Annotated in this window: 14 protein-coding genes and 1 pseudogene; 4 read left to right on the top strand and 11 right to left on the bottom strand. The window is 60.4% G+C overall.

Annotated elements, in window-relative coordinates; translation table 11 throughout:
• Nucleotides 1-94: 94 nt before the first annotated feature.
• From IEX27_RS06755 to tesB, 3 genes are all read right to left on the bottom strand, one after another.
• Nucleotides 95-2,683 (bottom strand): DNA translocase FtsK, encoded by a 2,589-nt coding sequence (locus tag IEX27_RS06755; RefSeq protein ID WP_188720187.1) that lies wholly within the window; start codon nucleotides 2,681-2,683, stop codon nucleotides 95-97.
• 191 nt (nucleotides 2,684-2,874) lie between these two features.
• Nucleotides 2,875-4,224 (bottom strand): ammonium transporter, encoded by a 1,350-nt coding sequence (locus IEX27_RS06750; protein WP_188720186.1) that lies wholly within the window; start codon nucleotides 4,222-4,224, stop codon nucleotides 2,875-2,877.
• A gap of 414 nt (nucleotides 4,225-4,638) precedes the next feature.
• Nucleotides 4,639-5,505: an acyl-CoA thioesterase II gene (gene tesB / locus IEX27_RS06745; RefSeq protein ID WP_188720185.1), complete on the bottom strand. Its 867-nt coding sequence runs from the start codon at nucleotides 5,503-5,505 to the stop codon at nucleotides 4,639-4,641.
• 91 nt (nucleotides 5,506-5,596) lie between these two features.
• Here tesB and IEX27_RS06740 point away from each other — a divergent pair, with 91 nt between their 5' ends.
• Nucleotides 5,597-6,844, top strand: a complete 1,248-nt coding sequence (locus tag IEX27_RS06740) for a ubiquinone biosynthesis hydroxylase (RefSeq protein WP_188720184.1) — start codon at nucleotides 5,597-5,599, stop codon at nucleotides 6,842-6,844.
• A 71-nt stretch (nucleotides 6,845-6,915) separates the two neighbouring features.
• Nucleotides 6,916-7,359, top strand: coding sequence for an OsmC family protein (locus IEX27_RS06735; protein ID WP_188720183.1), 444 nt, complete (start codon nucleotides 6,916-6,918; stop codon nucleotides 7,357-7,359).
• Between the two features lie 78 nt (nucleotides 7,360-7,437).
• Here IEX27_RS06735 and IEX27_RS06730 read toward each other — a convergent pair.
• The 6 genes and pseudogenes from IEX27_RS06730 to IEX27_RS06705 all read right to left on the bottom strand — a co-directional run bounded on the left by IEX27_RS06730 (nucleotide 7,438) and on the right by IEX27_RS06705 (nucleotide 12,274).
• Nucleotides 7,438-8,173, bottom strand: a pseudogene (locus IEX27_RS06730) (succinate dehydrogenase iron-sulfur subunit).
• On the bottom strand, nucleotides 8,166-9,041 hold the full coding sequence (locus IEX27_RS06725) for a glycosyltransferase family 25 protein (RefSeq protein WP_188720182.1): 876 nt from the start codon (nucleotides 9,039-9,041) through the stop codon (nucleotides 8,166-8,168). The pseudogene IEX27_RS06730 and the gene IEX27_RS06725 overlap by 8 nt, the downstream one beginning before the upstream one ends.
• Nucleotides 9,042-9,044: 3 nt before the next feature.
• Nucleotides 9,045-10,856 carry a succinate dehydrogenase flavoprotein subunit gene (gene sdhA, locus IEX27_RS06720; RefSeq protein WP_188720181.1) on the bottom strand — a complete coding sequence of 604 codons (1,812 nt, stop codon included), beginning with the start codon at nucleotides 10,854-10,856 and terminating at the stop codon, nucleotides 9,045-9,047.
• A gap of 7 nt (nucleotides 10,857-10,863) precedes the next feature.
• On the bottom strand, nucleotides 10,864-11,244 hold the full coding sequence (gene sdhD, locus IEX27_RS06715; RefSeq protein WP_188720180.1) for a succinate dehydrogenase, hydrophobic membrane anchor protein: 381 nt from the start codon (nucleotides 11,242-11,244) through the stop codon (nucleotides 10,864-10,866).
• The gene (gene sdhC / locus IEX27_RS06710) at nucleotides 11,244-11,651 is read right to left on the bottom strand and encodes a succinate dehydrogenase, cytochrome b556 subunit (protein ID WP_188720179.1); all 408 of its coding nucleotides are present in this window, start codon (nucleotides 11,649-11,651) and stop codon (nucleotides 11,244-11,246) included. Before sdhC ends, sdhD begins: the two co-directional genes overlap by 1 nt.
• Nucleotides 11,652-11,815: 164 nt before the next feature.
• On the bottom strand, nucleotides 11,816-12,274 hold the full coding sequence (locus IEX27_RS06705) for a GNAT family N-acetyltransferase (protein ID WP_188720178.1): 459 nt from the start codon (nucleotides 12,272-12,274) through the stop codon (nucleotides 11,816-11,818).
• 158 nt (nucleotides 12,275-12,432) lie between these two features.
• Between IEX27_RS06705 and IEX27_RS06700 the strand changes: the two genes are divergently transcribed.
• The gene (locus tag IEX27_RS06700; RefSeq protein ID WP_188720177.1) at nucleotides 12,433-12,747 is read left to right on the top strand and encodes a hypothetical protein; all 315 of its coding nucleotides are present in this window, start codon (nucleotides 12,433-12,435) and stop codon (nucleotides 12,745-12,747) included.
• A 2-nt stretch (nucleotides 12,748-12,749) separates the two neighbouring features.
• Here the strand turns inward: IEX27_RS06700 and IEX27_RS06695 are convergent, their stop codons facing one another.
• Together IEX27_RS06695 and IEX27_RS06690 are read right to left on the bottom strand one after the other, a co-directional pair.
• Nucleotides 12,750-13,133: a Crp/Fnr family transcriptional regulator gene (locus IEX27_RS06695; RefSeq protein WP_308642606.1), complete on the bottom strand. Its 384-nt coding sequence runs from the start codon at nucleotides 13,131-13,133 to the stop codon at nucleotides 12,750-12,752.
• 127 nt (nucleotides 13,134-13,260) lie between these two features.
• The gene (locus tag IEX27_RS06690) at nucleotides 13,261-13,944 is read right to left on the bottom strand and encodes a response regulator transcription factor (RefSeq protein ID WP_188720175.1); all 684 of its coding nucleotides are present in this window, start codon (nucleotides 13,942-13,944) and stop codon (nucleotides 13,261-13,263) included.
• 62 nt (nucleotides 13,945-14,006) lie between these two features.
• On the opposite strand from IEX27_RS06690, the gene IEX27_RS06685 reads away from it, so the two are divergent.
• Nucleotides 14,007-14,630, top strand: coding sequence for a L,D-transpeptidase family protein (locus IEX27_RS06685; RefSeq protein ID WP_188720174.1), 624 nt, complete (start codon nucleotides 14,007-14,009; stop codon nucleotides 14,628-14,630).
• Nucleotides 14,631-14,686 lie beyond the last annotated feature (56 nt).

The raw sequence follows: 14,686 nt of genomic DNA, 5'->3' as shown, positions 1-14,686 counted from the left end.
TCCAGGAAGGTCTCAGCAGAAATACAGTTCCAAGAGGGCCGAATTTTGTTCCGTGGCAGGACGGCTCGCCCTGCCCCGGATCATTTCTCGCACGTTACATCTCATCCCGCTCGGTGGGGACAAGAATTTCGCGCTTTCCGGCATGGTTGGCGGGACTGATGACGCCTTCCTGCTCCATGCGCTCGATTATCGATGCAGCGCGGTTGTAGCCGATGCCGAGGCGGCGCTGGATGTAACTCGTGGAAGCCTTGCCGTCGCGCAGCACGATTGCCACCGCCTGATCGTACGGATCGTCGGATTCCGCCAGGTTGCCGGTGCCAGCCGGACCGCCGGAAGAGGACTCGCCACCCTCTTCGTCATCGTCTTCCGTAACCGCTTCGAGGTAATCGGGTGCACCCTGCATCTTCAGATGCTGGACGATCTGCTCGACTTCCTGGTCGGCCACGAATGGACCGTGAACGCGCTGGGTGCGGCCACCACCGGCCATGTAGAGCATGTCACCCATGCCGAGCAGCTGCTCGGCGCCCTGCTCTCCCAGAATGGTGCGGCTGTCGATCTTCGACGTCACCTGGAAGGAGATACGGGTCGGGAAGTTCGCCTTGATCGTACCGGTGATGACGTCGACCGACGGGCGCTGCGTTGCCATGATCACGTGGATGCCGGCTGCGCGGGCCATCTGGGCCAGACGCTGGACAGCGCCTTCGATGTCCTTGCCCGCCACCATCATCAGGTCGGCCATCTCGTCGATGATGACCACGATGAAGGGCATCGGTTCGAGATCCAGCTCCTCGGTCTCGTAGATCGCCTCGCCCGTCTCGCGGTCAAAGCCGGTCTGGACGGTGCGCTGGATCACCTCGCCCTTCTTCTTGGCGGCAGCCACGCGCTGGTTGAAGCCTTCGATGTTACGAACGCCGACCTTGGACATCTTGCGGTAGCGGTCTTCCATCTCCCGCACGGTCCACTTGAGCGCCACAACTGCCTTCTTGGGATCGGTCACGACGGGCGTCAGCAGGTGCGGGATGCCGTCGTAGATGGAAAGCTCCAGCATCTTCGGATCGATCATGATCAGGCGGCACTCTTCCGGACGCAGGCGGTAGAGCAGCGACAGGATCATGGTGTTGATCGCCACCGACTTACCCGAACCCGTGGTACCAGCGACCAGCAGGTGAGGCATCTTGGCCAGGTCCGCGATCACCGGCTCGCCATTGATGGTCTTGCCGAGCGAGAGCGCCAGACGATGTTTCGAAGTCTTGAAGTCGTTGCTCGCCATCAGTTCGCGCAGGTACACGGTCTCGCGACGCGAGTTCGGCAGTTCGATACCAATCGCGTTGCGGCCGGGAACAACGGCGACGCGGGCGGCAATCGCGCTCATGGAGCGGGCGATGTCATCCGCAAGGCCGATGACGCGCGAAGACTTGATGCCGGGAGCCGGCTCCAGCTCGTAAAGCGTGACCACCGGGCCGGGGCGAACCTGCAGGATCTCTCCCTTGACGCCAAAGTCTTCGAGCACGCCCTCGAGCCTGCGCGCATTCTGCTCCAGCACGTCCTTGGAAAGGCTCGGGTCCTTGCCAGCGGCCTTGGGCTCGGCCAGCAGGTTCAGCGGAGGAAGCTCAAATGACCCGTCGTGAGCTGCACGAGTGGCCTCGCGCTGAACGCGCGCCGGCTGGGTGCGGACGGGCTCCTCCACGCGACCAGAGGCGGCGGAAGTAGACCCCTTACGCGAAGGCGCGCTACGCTCCACCGGCTGCATGACGATGTCATCCAGATCCTCGTCGATGTCATCGTTGTCAAAGTCGTGGAAGCCGGGCTCGATACGGCGCTCACTAACGGCGCGCGGCTCGATGCGTCGATCCTCGAACTCGCCAGGCTCCAGACGGCGATCATCGCGCCTGGAGACGACGGGGAAATCATCCTCAAAGTCATCCTCGTCGTCGGCTACGTGCGGAAGCTTCCGGCGCACGAAGGCACGGGCGGAAAGCCACCAATGGGTGACAAAGCCAACGATGACGGCGCCCTTGCCGATGCGATCGTCCTCCTCGTCCAGGTCTTCGTCCTCAAAATCGGAGAAAGCTTCCTGGACGTCTTCGTCGGCGACAGCGGCAACCGGGCGGCGGCCAATGAGGCCCGCGCCAAAGAACATGAGCCAGAGGCCGGGGGCAAACAGCAGGGCGGCAACGACAATGCCCAGCACACCCTGCGGATAGCCGCCGGTGAAATAGGCGGGGACGCTCAGCAGGAAGTCACCGAAGACGCCGCCAAGCCCGGTCGGCAGCGGCCAGGTGGCCGGAGGCGTCATGCAGCCCGCGATGCCCGCAGCAATGACAGATCCGGCGAACCAACTGATGATGCGCAGCGGAATGCGGTCGATGCGATAAGCCGCGATCAGCAGGATGCCCCAGATGACGGCCGGCACGAGGCTTGCGACCGCAGCCAGGCCGAAGAATTGCATGGCAATGTCGGCATAGGCAGCGCCTGCAAAGCCCATCATGTTCTTGACAGGGTTGCTTGTCGCGTAGCTGAAGCTCGGGTCCGTCACGTTCCAGGTGGCGAGACTCGCAATGCAAAAGGTGACCAGCGCCAGCAGAGCCAGTCCGTGTGCCCGTGAGGTCTGCCGTCGCAGAAAGTTCTGCACCCCGAAGTTGCTGCCATGCATGGCAAATGCCGCGGAAGACCCGGAACTCATTCTATTTCCCCGTCCAAACGTCATGTGCGCACCGAGCGCTGCTTAACAGATGAGTCGACCCTAGCCGGCGGAAGGTTAAGGCGGCATTAACCATGGGCGTTTGGTGTGACTGCCCACATGAAATTGCGGTATCCCAAATGAGAAAGGGCCGGTACGAGACCGGCCCTTCGATGCATTTGCGTTGCCAGATCTTACTGGTGGTAGGCAGCTTCGCCGTGCGAGCTGAGGTCGAGACCCTGACGCTCGTCATCAGCGGTCGGACGCAGGCCGACGAGAACGTCAACGAGCTTGTAGAGAACCACCGAAGCGATACCGCACCAGACGATCGTGATCACAACGGCGACGATCTGGATCCAGACCTGCGAAGCGATCGAGAAGTCGTCGCCACCGGTGCCGCCCAGCCAGGGAGCGGTAAAGATGCCCGTGCCGATTGCGCCGACGATACCGCCGATGCCGTGGATGCCGAAGACGTCGAGCGAGTCGTCGTAGCCAGCCTTAATCTTCACGACTGCCACGAAGTAGTAGCAGATGGCGGAGGCAATAGCGCCGAGCGCGATCGCACCGATCGGACCAACCGTGCCGCAGGCAGGGGTGATGGCAACCAGGCCAGCGACCACACCGGAGACTGCACCCAGCATCGAAGCCTTGCCGCGGTGGACAACTTCAATGAGCACCCAGGCGAGGATTGCACCAGCCGTTGCGGTGAAGGTGTTGATGATGGCGAGAGCTGCACCAGCGGTTGCTTCGAGGTTCGAACCACCGTTGAAGCCGAACCAGCCGATCCACAGGATCGATGCACCGACCATCGTCAGCGTCATGGAGTGCGGAGCAAGGATTTCCTTGCCGTAGCCGATGCGCTTGCCGACCATGATGGAGCCGACGAGAGCCGCGATACCGGCGTTGATGTGAACAACCGTGCCGCCCGCGAAGTCAATCGCACCGAGGTTGAAGAGGTAGCCGGCGCCGTCCCAGACCATGTGAGCGACCGGGAAGTACACGACGGTCAGCCAGAGAGCGACGAAGAGCATCACGGCGGAGAACTTGATGCGCTCAGCGAAGGCGCCAACGATCAGAGCCGGGGTGATGACTGCGAAGGTCATCTGGAAGCAGATGAAGACATATTCAGGAAGGACGATGCCATCCGTGAAGGTCGCAGCCGTCGTCTCCAGGTTCACGCCGGAGAGGAAGACCTTCGCGAAGCCGCCGAAGAAGGCGCTATCGCTGCCACCGAAGGCGAACGAGTAGCCGTAGACCACCCAGATAACCATCGCCAGTGCGGCAATCGTCGTACACTGCATGAGCACGGAAAGCATGTTCTTGGCGCGGACCAGGCCGCCGTAGAACAGTGCAAGGCCAGGCAGCGTCATGAACAGAACCAGCGCCGTGGCAGTCATCATCCACGCCACATCGCCTTTATCAATAATGGGCGCAGCCTCGGCCGCTGCTTCCTGCGCAAATGCTGCATCAAATGCAATTAAACTTCCGGCAAGAGCCACAAGGCCAGAGCCTAGCGCCGCCGTTATAGTACGCGGAACACTCATCTTATTCTCCTTGACGTAGCGCTGGAGGTCACAGGGAGGCGGCGGCATTCAGTTCGCGGGAGCGAACGTGAACAGCTTTCTGGATAGCTGGATTGTCAGACCGCGTGAAAACGACCCGGGCGCCAGGCCCCACTTCCGGAGAAAAGCCCGTCGGTCCCGCATCTGCGAACGGAAAAACTCTAGATCCAATGAGTCTCATTCGTGTCCCAACCCTTTGCTATGCGGCCCCAGCCGCTGCACCGCCGGTGCCCTGAAAAAGCAACAGCTGATTGGGTAAGAACAAGACCCGTGCCAACCTGTGAACAGTACGTCTAACTTATTGTAAGGAAAGATTATTTTTTAAAAATGATTGGCTATGAATGAGCCGCCCCTCCTATGCCAATGACTAAAAAATGTGCAAAATCTAAAAATTGACTACTTTGTGCGCAGGCGCATGAGACCTTCCTGCGCAACAGATGCTACCAGAATTCCATCGGCTGTGTATATGCTCCCGCGAGACAGGCCGCGGCTGCCCTGCGAGGAAGGGCTATCCTGCGAATAAAGCAGCCATTCGTTGAGGTTGAAGGGCCGGTGGAACCACATGGCGTGGTCGAGACTGGCAGACTGAAGATCGTCGTCGAACAGCCGTCTGCCGTGGGCATAGGTTGATGCATCCAGAAGCGTCATGTCTGATAAATAGGCAAGCAGTGCCGCGCTCAAGGCAGGATCGTCAGGCAGCGGTTCGGTGATGCGCATCCAGACGTTCTGGATCGGCGGGAGCTTCTGCTGGGTCGTGAAATGCTCGATGCCCGTGGGGCGGATATCCACCAGGGTCTGATTTTGCCAGAAAGCCTTCATCTGGTCCGGCATGGTGTGCCGGATCTTTTCAAGAATTTCCTCTCGCTCCGGCAACTCGGCCGGCGTTGGCACATTTTTAGGCATCTCGATCTGATGGCTTAGGCCCTCTTCGTGCTTCTGGAAGGAAGCCATCAGGGAAAAGATGGGCCGGCCATGCTGGATAGCCGTGACACGGCGCGTGGTGAAGCTGCCGCCGTCGCGGATGCGCTCTACGTGATAGACGATCGGGATCGATGGATCGCCGCCGAGGAGGAAATAGCAGTGCAGAGAATGCACGAAACGCTCGGGGTCGACGGTCTTCTGCGCCGCCGTCAGCGCCTGTCCGATTACCTGGCCGCCGAAAACGCGCTGCAGGCCGGTTGCCGGACTTTGTCCCCGAAACAGGTTGAGTTCCAGTTCTTCAAGGTTAAATATTCCCAGAAGCCCCTGTATGGTGAACGACATACGAACTATCTCCGCGGCATTACGGCTTATCAACGATCCTCATCATAGCTCTTAGTTAAGTCGGCCACAGTAGGAAAGACGGGAAAGCGACATGCCCTTGGACTCAGGAAACACCAACGACATCGACCGTTATGATGTTGTCATCGCAGGGGCGGGCTATGTGGGGCTGGCGATCGCGGTTGCAATCAAGGGCGCTAGGCCCGGAATGCGCCTGCTGGTAGCCGATGCCGCTCCCGAAGAGGTCTGGAAGAAGGACGGTCGCTCCGCAGCCATCGCTGCCGCTGCCTGCCGCATGCTGCGCCAGATGCAGTGCTGGGACGAGCTCGAGGCGGAAGCACAGCCCATCAACGAGATGATCATCACGGATTCGAAGCTCTCCGATCCGGTGCGGCCCGTGTTCCTTACCTTCGGTGGAGAGGCTACGCCGGGCGAGCCCTTCGCCCACATGCTGCTCAACAAGGATCTGAGCGCGGCCCTTCGCAAGCGCGCGACCGAGCTCGGCATCGAGATCCGCCATAGCGCTGCGGTGACCAGCTTCGAGACGCTGCCCGCTTCGGTGCGTGTGCAGCTCGCGAACGGTTCAGAGCTGCAGACGAAATTACTCGTCGCGGCCGACGGCAAGCGTTCCGCCCTTCGGGCGATGGCGGGCATCAAGACCGTCGAATGGGAATATGGCCAGTCCGGCATCGTCTGCACCGTGGCGCACGAACGCCCGCACAATGGCGTTGCCGAAGAACATTTTCTGCCTGCCGGACCGTTTGCCACCCTCCCCCTCAAGGGCAACCGCTCTTCGATCGTCTGGACCGAGCGGACAGAGGATGCCGAGCGGCTTGTCGCCGAGGACGATCTCGTCTTCGAACATGAGCTGGAGCAGCGTTTCGGCCTGAAGCTTGGCGAGATCCGCGTGGAGGGCTCCCGCAAGGCGTGGCCGCTCGGGCTACTTCTCGCGCGTGACTTCGTGAAGCCGCGGTTTGTGCTTGCAGGCGACGCAGCGCACGGCATTCATCCGATCGCCGGCCAGGGTCTCAATCTCGGCTTCAAGGATGCCGCCGCACTCGCCGAGGTGATCGTCGAGGCGGACCGGTTGGGCGAGGACATTGGCGCGGTCAACGTGCTGCAGCGCTACGAGCGCTGGCGGCGCTTCGACACGGTCCAGATGGGTGTCACCACGGATGTGCTCAACCGACTGTTCTCCAACGACATGGGGCCGCTCAGGGCAATTCGCGATCTTGGTCTCGGTCTCGTGGATCGAATGCCGGGCATGAAGAGTTTCTTCGTCCGTCAAGCATCCGGGCTGATGCCCGGTATCCCACGCCTTCTGCAAGGGGAGGCAATCTGAAACACGTCCATCGTTAACGCAATTCCGGGCGGACCACTTTTCCTGGAATTGCTCAAGAGGAGAAGCATGAGATGAAGCGCCACGCCAACGTCGTATGGAAAGGTTCACTCACCCAGGGCTCTGGCACGTTGAACACCCAGAGCTCAGCACTCCAGGAAATACCGCTGACCTTCAAGGCTCGCTTCGAGGATGAAGCCGGACGCGCCGGCACAAACCCCGAAGAGCTGATCGCGGCGGCGCATGCCGGATGCTTCTCCATGGCGCTTTCGCACATGCTGGCCGAGAACGGCACCCCGGCAGAACGCCTTGAGACAACCGCGGAAGTTGAAGTTCGTCCAGCAGCGGGCGGCGGTTTTGAGATCTCAGGTAGCGCACTGAAGCTGAACGCACGCGTTCCGGGGCTTGATGAAGCTGCGTTCCGCGAGATCGCCGGCAAGGCCAAGGAAGGCTGCCCCGTTTCCAAGGCGCTCAAGGCCATCAACATCACCCTGGACATCACCTTCGCGCAGGGATAGGCGAGCCAGCCGAAGCAGGAAATAAAAAGGCCCGCAGGATCGCTCCTACGGGCCTTTCTTGTTCATTGCAGCAGCCGGTTAGACCTGGCGCTCGACCATCATCTTCTTGATTTCCGCAATTGCCTTGGCAGGGTTGAGGCCCTTCGGGCAGGTCTGCGTACAGTTCATGATGGTGTGGCAGCGGTAGAGGCGGAACGGATCCTCGAGGTTGTCGAGGCGCTCGCCCGTCGCTTCGTCGCGAGAATCCGCAATCCAGCGGTAGGCCTGCAGCAGAACGGCAGGTCCGAGGTAACGCTCGCCATTCCACCAGTAGCTCGGGCACGACGTCTGGCAGCAGAAGCAGAGAATGCACTCGTAGAGACCATCGAGCTTGGCGCGGTCCTCACGGCTCTGCTTCCACTCGGTGGCGGGCTCCGGCGTGACGGTCTGCAGCCACGGCTGGATCGAGGAGAGCTGCGCGTACGGAACCGACAGGTCCGGCACGAGATCCTTGACCACCGGCATGTGCGGCAGCGGGTAGATCTTGATGTCGCCGCCGATCTCGTCGCAGGACTTGGTGCAGGCCAGCGTGTTCGCGCCGTCGATGTTCATCCAGCGTCGGATCGATCTTGTTCTTGATGTAGATGAGTGCGTCGAGCACCATCGGACCGCAATCGTCCATATCGACATAGTAAATGTCGGTACGCGGGTTCTGATCATCGTCGGGCGACCAGCGGTAGACCTTGAAGGCGCGCACGTTGGTTGCGCCCTCCGGCTTCGGCCATACCTTGCCTTCAGTGACCTTGGAGTTCTTCGGGAGGGTGAGCTCAACCATTGTACACGCCTCTTAGTGCCTGATAATTGGCCAATATTGATGGATAAGGTGCAATCACACGTTTTTCCGCGACCCAGGGCAGAACAATCTTGGCAATGCCCACCGCGAGCTGTGCCTTGATTCTTCTGAAGCCCGTCAGCGGATGCCTGATGTAGGACAGCATTTTCTCCGCCCGTGAGCGCTTCCTGTTCGCAATGCTGGAACTCGCGCGGTTGGCTTGTTCCAGTCCAAAGTACGACTGCATCACGTCTAGACCCATGCAATAAGCAGGATCTGCCTGGAGGCGTACAATGCGTCTGTCCCCCCAGATGTAATTGTCTGCCAGACCTGCTCGGCCAGGCAAACCCTTTAGCAACACCTCAGCGGCCGCCGGTGTGATCATGTAAGCCGCAGCGCCGGCAACGGCAGTAAGCACCTTGCGGAAAGGAAGCTCACCACTCTCGACACCCTTTGCCAGGAACGAGATCGTTCCTCGCGTCTCGAGATTTATGGCCAAGCAACCCTCAAGGCCGGATGCAATCGCGAGAAAGTTGTAGATCTCGGGAGAGACGACGGCATCGTCCTCCATGACGAGGACATTGCACCGATTCTCCAGTGCGTACTGCCAGCACTTGGCGTGGCTCAAGAGACACGCCACCTCGTTGCGCGTAAGCGTACGCTGCCAGCTGAAGGCATGGCGGCGATAGACATCGTCCGTCAGTTCCATGCCATCAACAGCCACAATGCGCGTAAAGCCCAGACCCAGGCGATCTGCCTGGGCGCGCTGAAAAGCCAGCCGCTCCGAGGAGCGATCCAAGTTGATGACAAGGATCGCACATCCGGAATTGGCGGCTTTGCTGTCTGGTACGCTTACGCCACTCTGAAGCATTGGCTAGTACACTCGGGCCTTCGGTGCGATCTTTGCCGGATCGATGCCACCGTCCTCATGCTTGAGCATGGGTTCGGTGTGCACGCCACGGTAGTCGAGACGCACGTTGCCAGCCTCATCGACCCACGACAGCGTGTGCTTGCGCCAGTTGGCGTCGTCACGGGCAGTGAAGTCTTCGCGGGCATGCGCACCACGGCTCTCCTTGCGAGCTTCCGCCGCGTAGACGGTGGTGATCGCATTGGCCATGAGGTTCTCGAGTTCCAGCGTCTCCATCAGGTCCGAGTTCCAGATCATGGAGCGATCCTGAACCTTGACGTCCGGCAGTTCCTTCCAGATCGCGGAGATGCGCTGGCAGCCCTGCTCGAGCGATTCCTGCGTGCGGAACACGGCGGCGTCTTCCTGCATGGCGCGCTGCATCTTCTCACGGATGACCGCGGTCGGCGTGCTGCCATTGGCGTGACGCAGACGGTCGAAGCGATCCATGATCTTGTCGCAGGCAGCGCGGTTAAGCGGCGGAACCTTCGAGTCCTTGTCGACAACCTGACCGGCGCGGATTGCAGCGGCGCGGCCGAAAACAACGAGGTCGATCAGCGAGTTGGAGCCGAGGCGGTTTGCACCGTGAACCGATGCGCAGCCAGCTTCGCCCACTGCCATCAGGCCCGGAAGCACGGCATCCGGATCGGCGGCGGTCGGGTTCAGCACTTCGCCCCAGTAGTTGGTGGGAATGCCGCCCATGTTGTAGTGGACGGTCGGCAGAACCGGGATCGGCTCGCGGGTCACGTCCACGCCAGCAAAGATCTTGGCGGATTCAGCGATGCCCGGCAGGCGCTCGTGGATCACAGCCGGATCAAGGTGATCCAGGTGCAGGAAGATGTGGTCCTTGTTCTTGCCAACGCCACGGCCTTCACGAACTTCGATGGTCATGCAGCGAGAAACAACGTCGCGCGATGCGAGGTCCTTCGCCGTCGGTGCATAGCGCTCCATGAAGCGCTCACCCTCGGAGTTGACCAGGTAACCGCCCTCACCGCGAACACCCTCGGTGATCAGGCAGCCTGCACCATAGATGCCGGTCGGGTGGAACTGCACGAACTCCATGTCCTGCAGCGGCAGGCCAGCGCGGGCAACCATGCCGCCGCCGTCACCCGTGCAGGTGTGAGCCGAGGTGCAGGAGAAGTAGGCACGGCCGTAACCACCGGTGGCGAGAACAACCATCTTGGCGGAGAAGCGGTGGATGGTGCCGTCGTCCAGGTTCCAGGCAACGACGCCGGTGCACTGGCCGTCGTCGGACATGATCAGGTCAAGTGCGAAGTACTCGACGAAGAACTGCGCGTTGTTCTTGACCGACTGGCCGTAGAGCGTGTGCAGGATCGCGTGGCCGGTACGGTCGGCCGCGGCACAAGTGCGCTGTACGGGCGGACCATCACCGAAGTTCTGCATGTGGCCACCGAACGGGCGCTGGTAGATGCGGCCATCGTCAGTACGCGAGAAAGGAACGCCGTAGTGCTCGAGCTCGTAGACGGCAGCCGGGGCTTCGCGCGCCAGGTACTCCATCGCGTCCACGTCACCCAGCCAGTCCGAGCCCTTGACGGTGTCGAACAGGTGCCATTGCCAGCTATCCGGGCCCATATTCTGCAGCGAGGCCGCGATACCACCCTGCGCCGCAACCGTGTGGGAGCGAGTCGGAAAGACCTTGGTGATACACGCAGTCTTCAGGCCCTGCTCCGCCATACCAAGCGTTGCACGGAGGCCAGCGCCGCCGGCACCAACGACGACGACGTCGTAGGAGTGATCTAGATAGTTATATGCTTGCGCCATTTGGGGTTCAGCCTCCGAAGGCGATCTTGACCAAGCCGTAGAGCGCGATCGCGCCAACGACGATGGGATAGAAGGTGTTCAGGATGATGAGGACGTACTTCGACGGACCATGAACATAGTCCTCGATGATGACCTGCATGCCGATTCGCATGTGCTTCAGCACGGAGAGGAATGCGAAGAGGATAAGGATTGCGACAACCGGGTGCGCGAGCGAAGCGCGGACATCCTCATAGGAGGCGCCGGTGTGGCTGACCACGAAAGCGAGGAAGAAGAGGACGAGCGGGATGTTGGCGATGGCCGTCAGGCGCTGCTGCCAGAAATGCTCGGTGCCCATCTTGGCGGAGCCGAGGCCACGGGCGCGCTTCAGGGGGGTCTTCAGGTTGGACATCAGAACGAACCTCGCACAGCGTATGCAACAACCCAGACCACAACAGTCAGCACGACAGCGGCGACCGCGGAGATGATCGACATGCGGCGGGACTGGTCTTTCTCAAGACCATGAATGGTGTCCCAGATCAGGTGGCGGATGCCGCCGAGCATGTGGTTGATCAGGGCCCAGGTGAGGCCGAACAGAACCAGCCGACCAAGGATCGAACCGAAGAGACCGTTGACGAAATCAAACGTTTCTCTGGAAGACGCTGCAGCCGCAATCCAGATCGCGAAAAGAAGCACACCGAAGTACAGAGCGCTGCCGGTTACACGATGCAGGATCGACATCGCCATGGTCGGAGTGAAACGATAAATTTGCAGATGTGGCGAGAGCGGCCTCGCTCGAGTGGCTGTGGACTTGCTCATGGCTTCCCCATTTCGTGGCCGCCAAGACGCTCGCGATAAAGGCGTGATGGAACCGCCCCCCGTGCGCTGGCTGGCCGTCTTCTAATGCTCTTTCTGCACTGCGTCAAAGGCGCTGACACAATCATGACGCATTGAATCGATTGAAGATTGATCGTTTCATCATCTCAACGGACATCGAAGCGTAGAACGTAGCTGTTCCAGTCTGCTGGTCCAGCAAGCTGTTCGTACAGCTTGCGGCCTTCCAGCTGACGCGGCGCGTTGAGAACGAGCCGTCCCCAGCCCCGCTCTTCAGCCTGATCGGCGATCACATCGATAATGGCGCGCGCGATTCCCTTGCCGCGATGGTCATGGTGTACGTAGACGTGCTCCAGAAGCGCGTAGCGCAGCCCCGTAACGGGATCGGGAAGATCGTAGTAGATCGCGAAACCGACCAGCTCGTTGTCGACCCAGGCGCCCATCACCTCCACCACACGATCCTGCAGGAGGGTCTCGGCGTAGTAGTTGTCGGGCCTGCGTGGCGCGCCGCGCTTCAGCGATTGCGTGTAAGCGGCGAGCAAAGGAGCGAGCGCGAGTGCATCCTTCAGGCGCAGCGGTGAAATGTCTGTCAGGTGGTTCTCGGTCATGGTGCCTCCGGGCCTTTCCTTTCGGCAAAAAGCCGTTGCTGTCAATGTCCGCAAGCACGCGCGCGCAAAGCAATGCTCGTCGGGACCAAGGAACCAGGCTGAACCATCGGCGTTCATCAGCAAGAATGCCCTGCTTCTTCCAACCAGCGAGACATGCGATGGCCGACACAATCACGCTCATTGATCACGACGAGATCCGCGACTGGGCGGCGGCAAGAGCGGGCCAGCCAGCCATCAGCGATCCAGCGCCCGGCATGGAGCAGTCGCAGCCTGTGCTGCGCTTCGTGTTCGGACAGCATTCCTATCAGGATACAGACGAAGGACCTGACCGGCCCGGTGGCGTGACGATCATCGAGTGGGATGAGTGGTTCCAGATGTTCGATGAGCGCGAGCTCGCGCTTGTGGTCCAAGAGGACGTGCCCGGCCAGCGGGACGAGTTTCACGAACTTATCCGACGCGCGGACGCTTCGTAGATCTATTCTTCTTCCACCAGACGTCCCATGACCTTGGCCATGCGGTTCAGCATGGCCTCGAGGTCGGCGGTGATACGGCTGTGGAGCTTCACGGCCAGGTCTGGATATTCCTCCAAAACCTTCAGGAACATGCTGCGGCCAAGCCGGATCACCTGAACATCGGACTGCGCCAGTGCGCCGGTAAGCCTTTCACCGTCGGCAATCAATGCGAATTGGCCAAGGATAGAGCCGCGGCGTTCAACGGAAATGATATGCTGCGATCCGGCAACAGTGCGATAGAGAGCGACCTCGCCACGCGCGACGACAAAGGCGCAGTCAGCCGGCGCCCCCTCGACATAGAGCTTCCGCCCTGCCGCCAGCGAGATCGTTTCGGCCCCGAAAGCCATTAACCTCAATTGTTCTCGGGAGAACCCCCTGAAGAGTTCTACGCCGGACAAAATCCGCATATCTTCGTCCAGCGTCATCGGACTATCCTGTTGCGCCCCCTCGCGAAAAGCAGCCCTGAGTTACAACTCACGGTACGAGTTTGTAACCGCCACTCTCTGTCACAAGTATTTCAGCTTTGGAAGGATCCCTCTCTATCTTCTGGCGTAATCTGTACACATGCGTTTCCAGCGTATGAGTCGTCACGCCAGAGTTGTATCCCCACACCTCCTCCAGCAGCACGTCGCGGGTGACCACCTTCTGCTCGGCGCGGTAGAGGTACTTGATGATCGCAGCCTCCTTCTCGGTCAGCCGGATCTTGCCACCCCGCTCGTCGAGCAGCAGTTTCTGGCTCGGCTTGAACGTGTAGGGGCCGACGGTAAACTTCGCATCTTCCGTCTGTTCGTGGTGACGGATCTGGGCGCGGATACGGGCGAGCAGCACGGCGAAACGAAAGGGTTTCGTGACATAGTCATTGGCGCCCGCTTCAAGGCCGAGGATCGTGTCGGAGTCCGTATCCTGGGCTGTCAGCATGATGATAGGCGCGCGGAAGCCGCTCTTGCGCAAGACCTTCACCGCCTCGCGGCCGTCCATGTCGGGCAGGCCAACATCCATGATGACCACGTCGACCATCGAATTGCGCGCCGCCTGGATGCCCTTGGTTGCGGTTGCCTCCTGTAGGAGGTCAAACTCTTCGTAGAGAGCCAATTGCTCCACAAGCGTTGAACGAAGATCGTCGTCATCATCAACTATCAGAATGGTGCGAGACGTCATTTGGCTTCCCGTGGTTAATCGAACAGTTGACCCGAACCGCGAACTCGCGGAACCTTACCGTCATGCAAGCTGCAGCAAGAGGTTTCCGCAAGTTGCACATTGAAACAATCATACTCAGGAAATCCCGCAAAGCTAGCACATCGCCTGTAAAGAGGGCGTGTACGCCGACACTGGCTGTCCGGGCACAGGCGACGAGCCAGAAAAAGGGGATCATCCGGGCTGGTGCACTTACGATTCCATGCGCTCTGGGGAAAGGTGGCATAAGCGCCAACAAGCGCGAAGGGGATGGCGCAACGCCGCTTGCCACCATGCGTCCGCTGGCGGTTTACTTCCGAGGCGACCGGCGTCTGCCGGGGCTGTCAGAGGTGCGACTGCCGAAGATCCTGATCCGTGAGGATGATGGCTGGTGCGATGCGCCAGGTGACCGGCGCTACAACAAGCCTGTTCGCACGCCCTACCCTGCCAGCCACGAAAAAATGCTGCGGGAGGATCGTCTCTACAACGTTTGCATCGTGCTCGACTGGAACATGCGGCCCGCGATCCGTAACCGGGGCAGCGCGATCTTCATGCACATCGCCCGTCCCGGCATGAAGCCGACCGAGGGGTGTATCGCGCTCAAGCCCAAGGATATGAGCAGACTGCTGCCGCTCCTGTCGCGGTACACGCGTATAAGAATTTTACGCTGAGCGCCTTTACGAAGTTACTCCTTCCGCATTAAAGCTCTCGCTGTTTTTAGTACATC

Source organism: Nitratireductor aestuarii, assembly GCF_014641695.1.
In the GTDB taxonomy this organism is placed as follows: Bacteria; Pseudomonadota; Alphaproteobacteria; order Rhizobiales; family Rhizobiaceae; genus Chelativorans; species Chelativorans aestuarii.
This window is presented reverse-complemented; position numbering and strand designations above follow the sequence as displayed.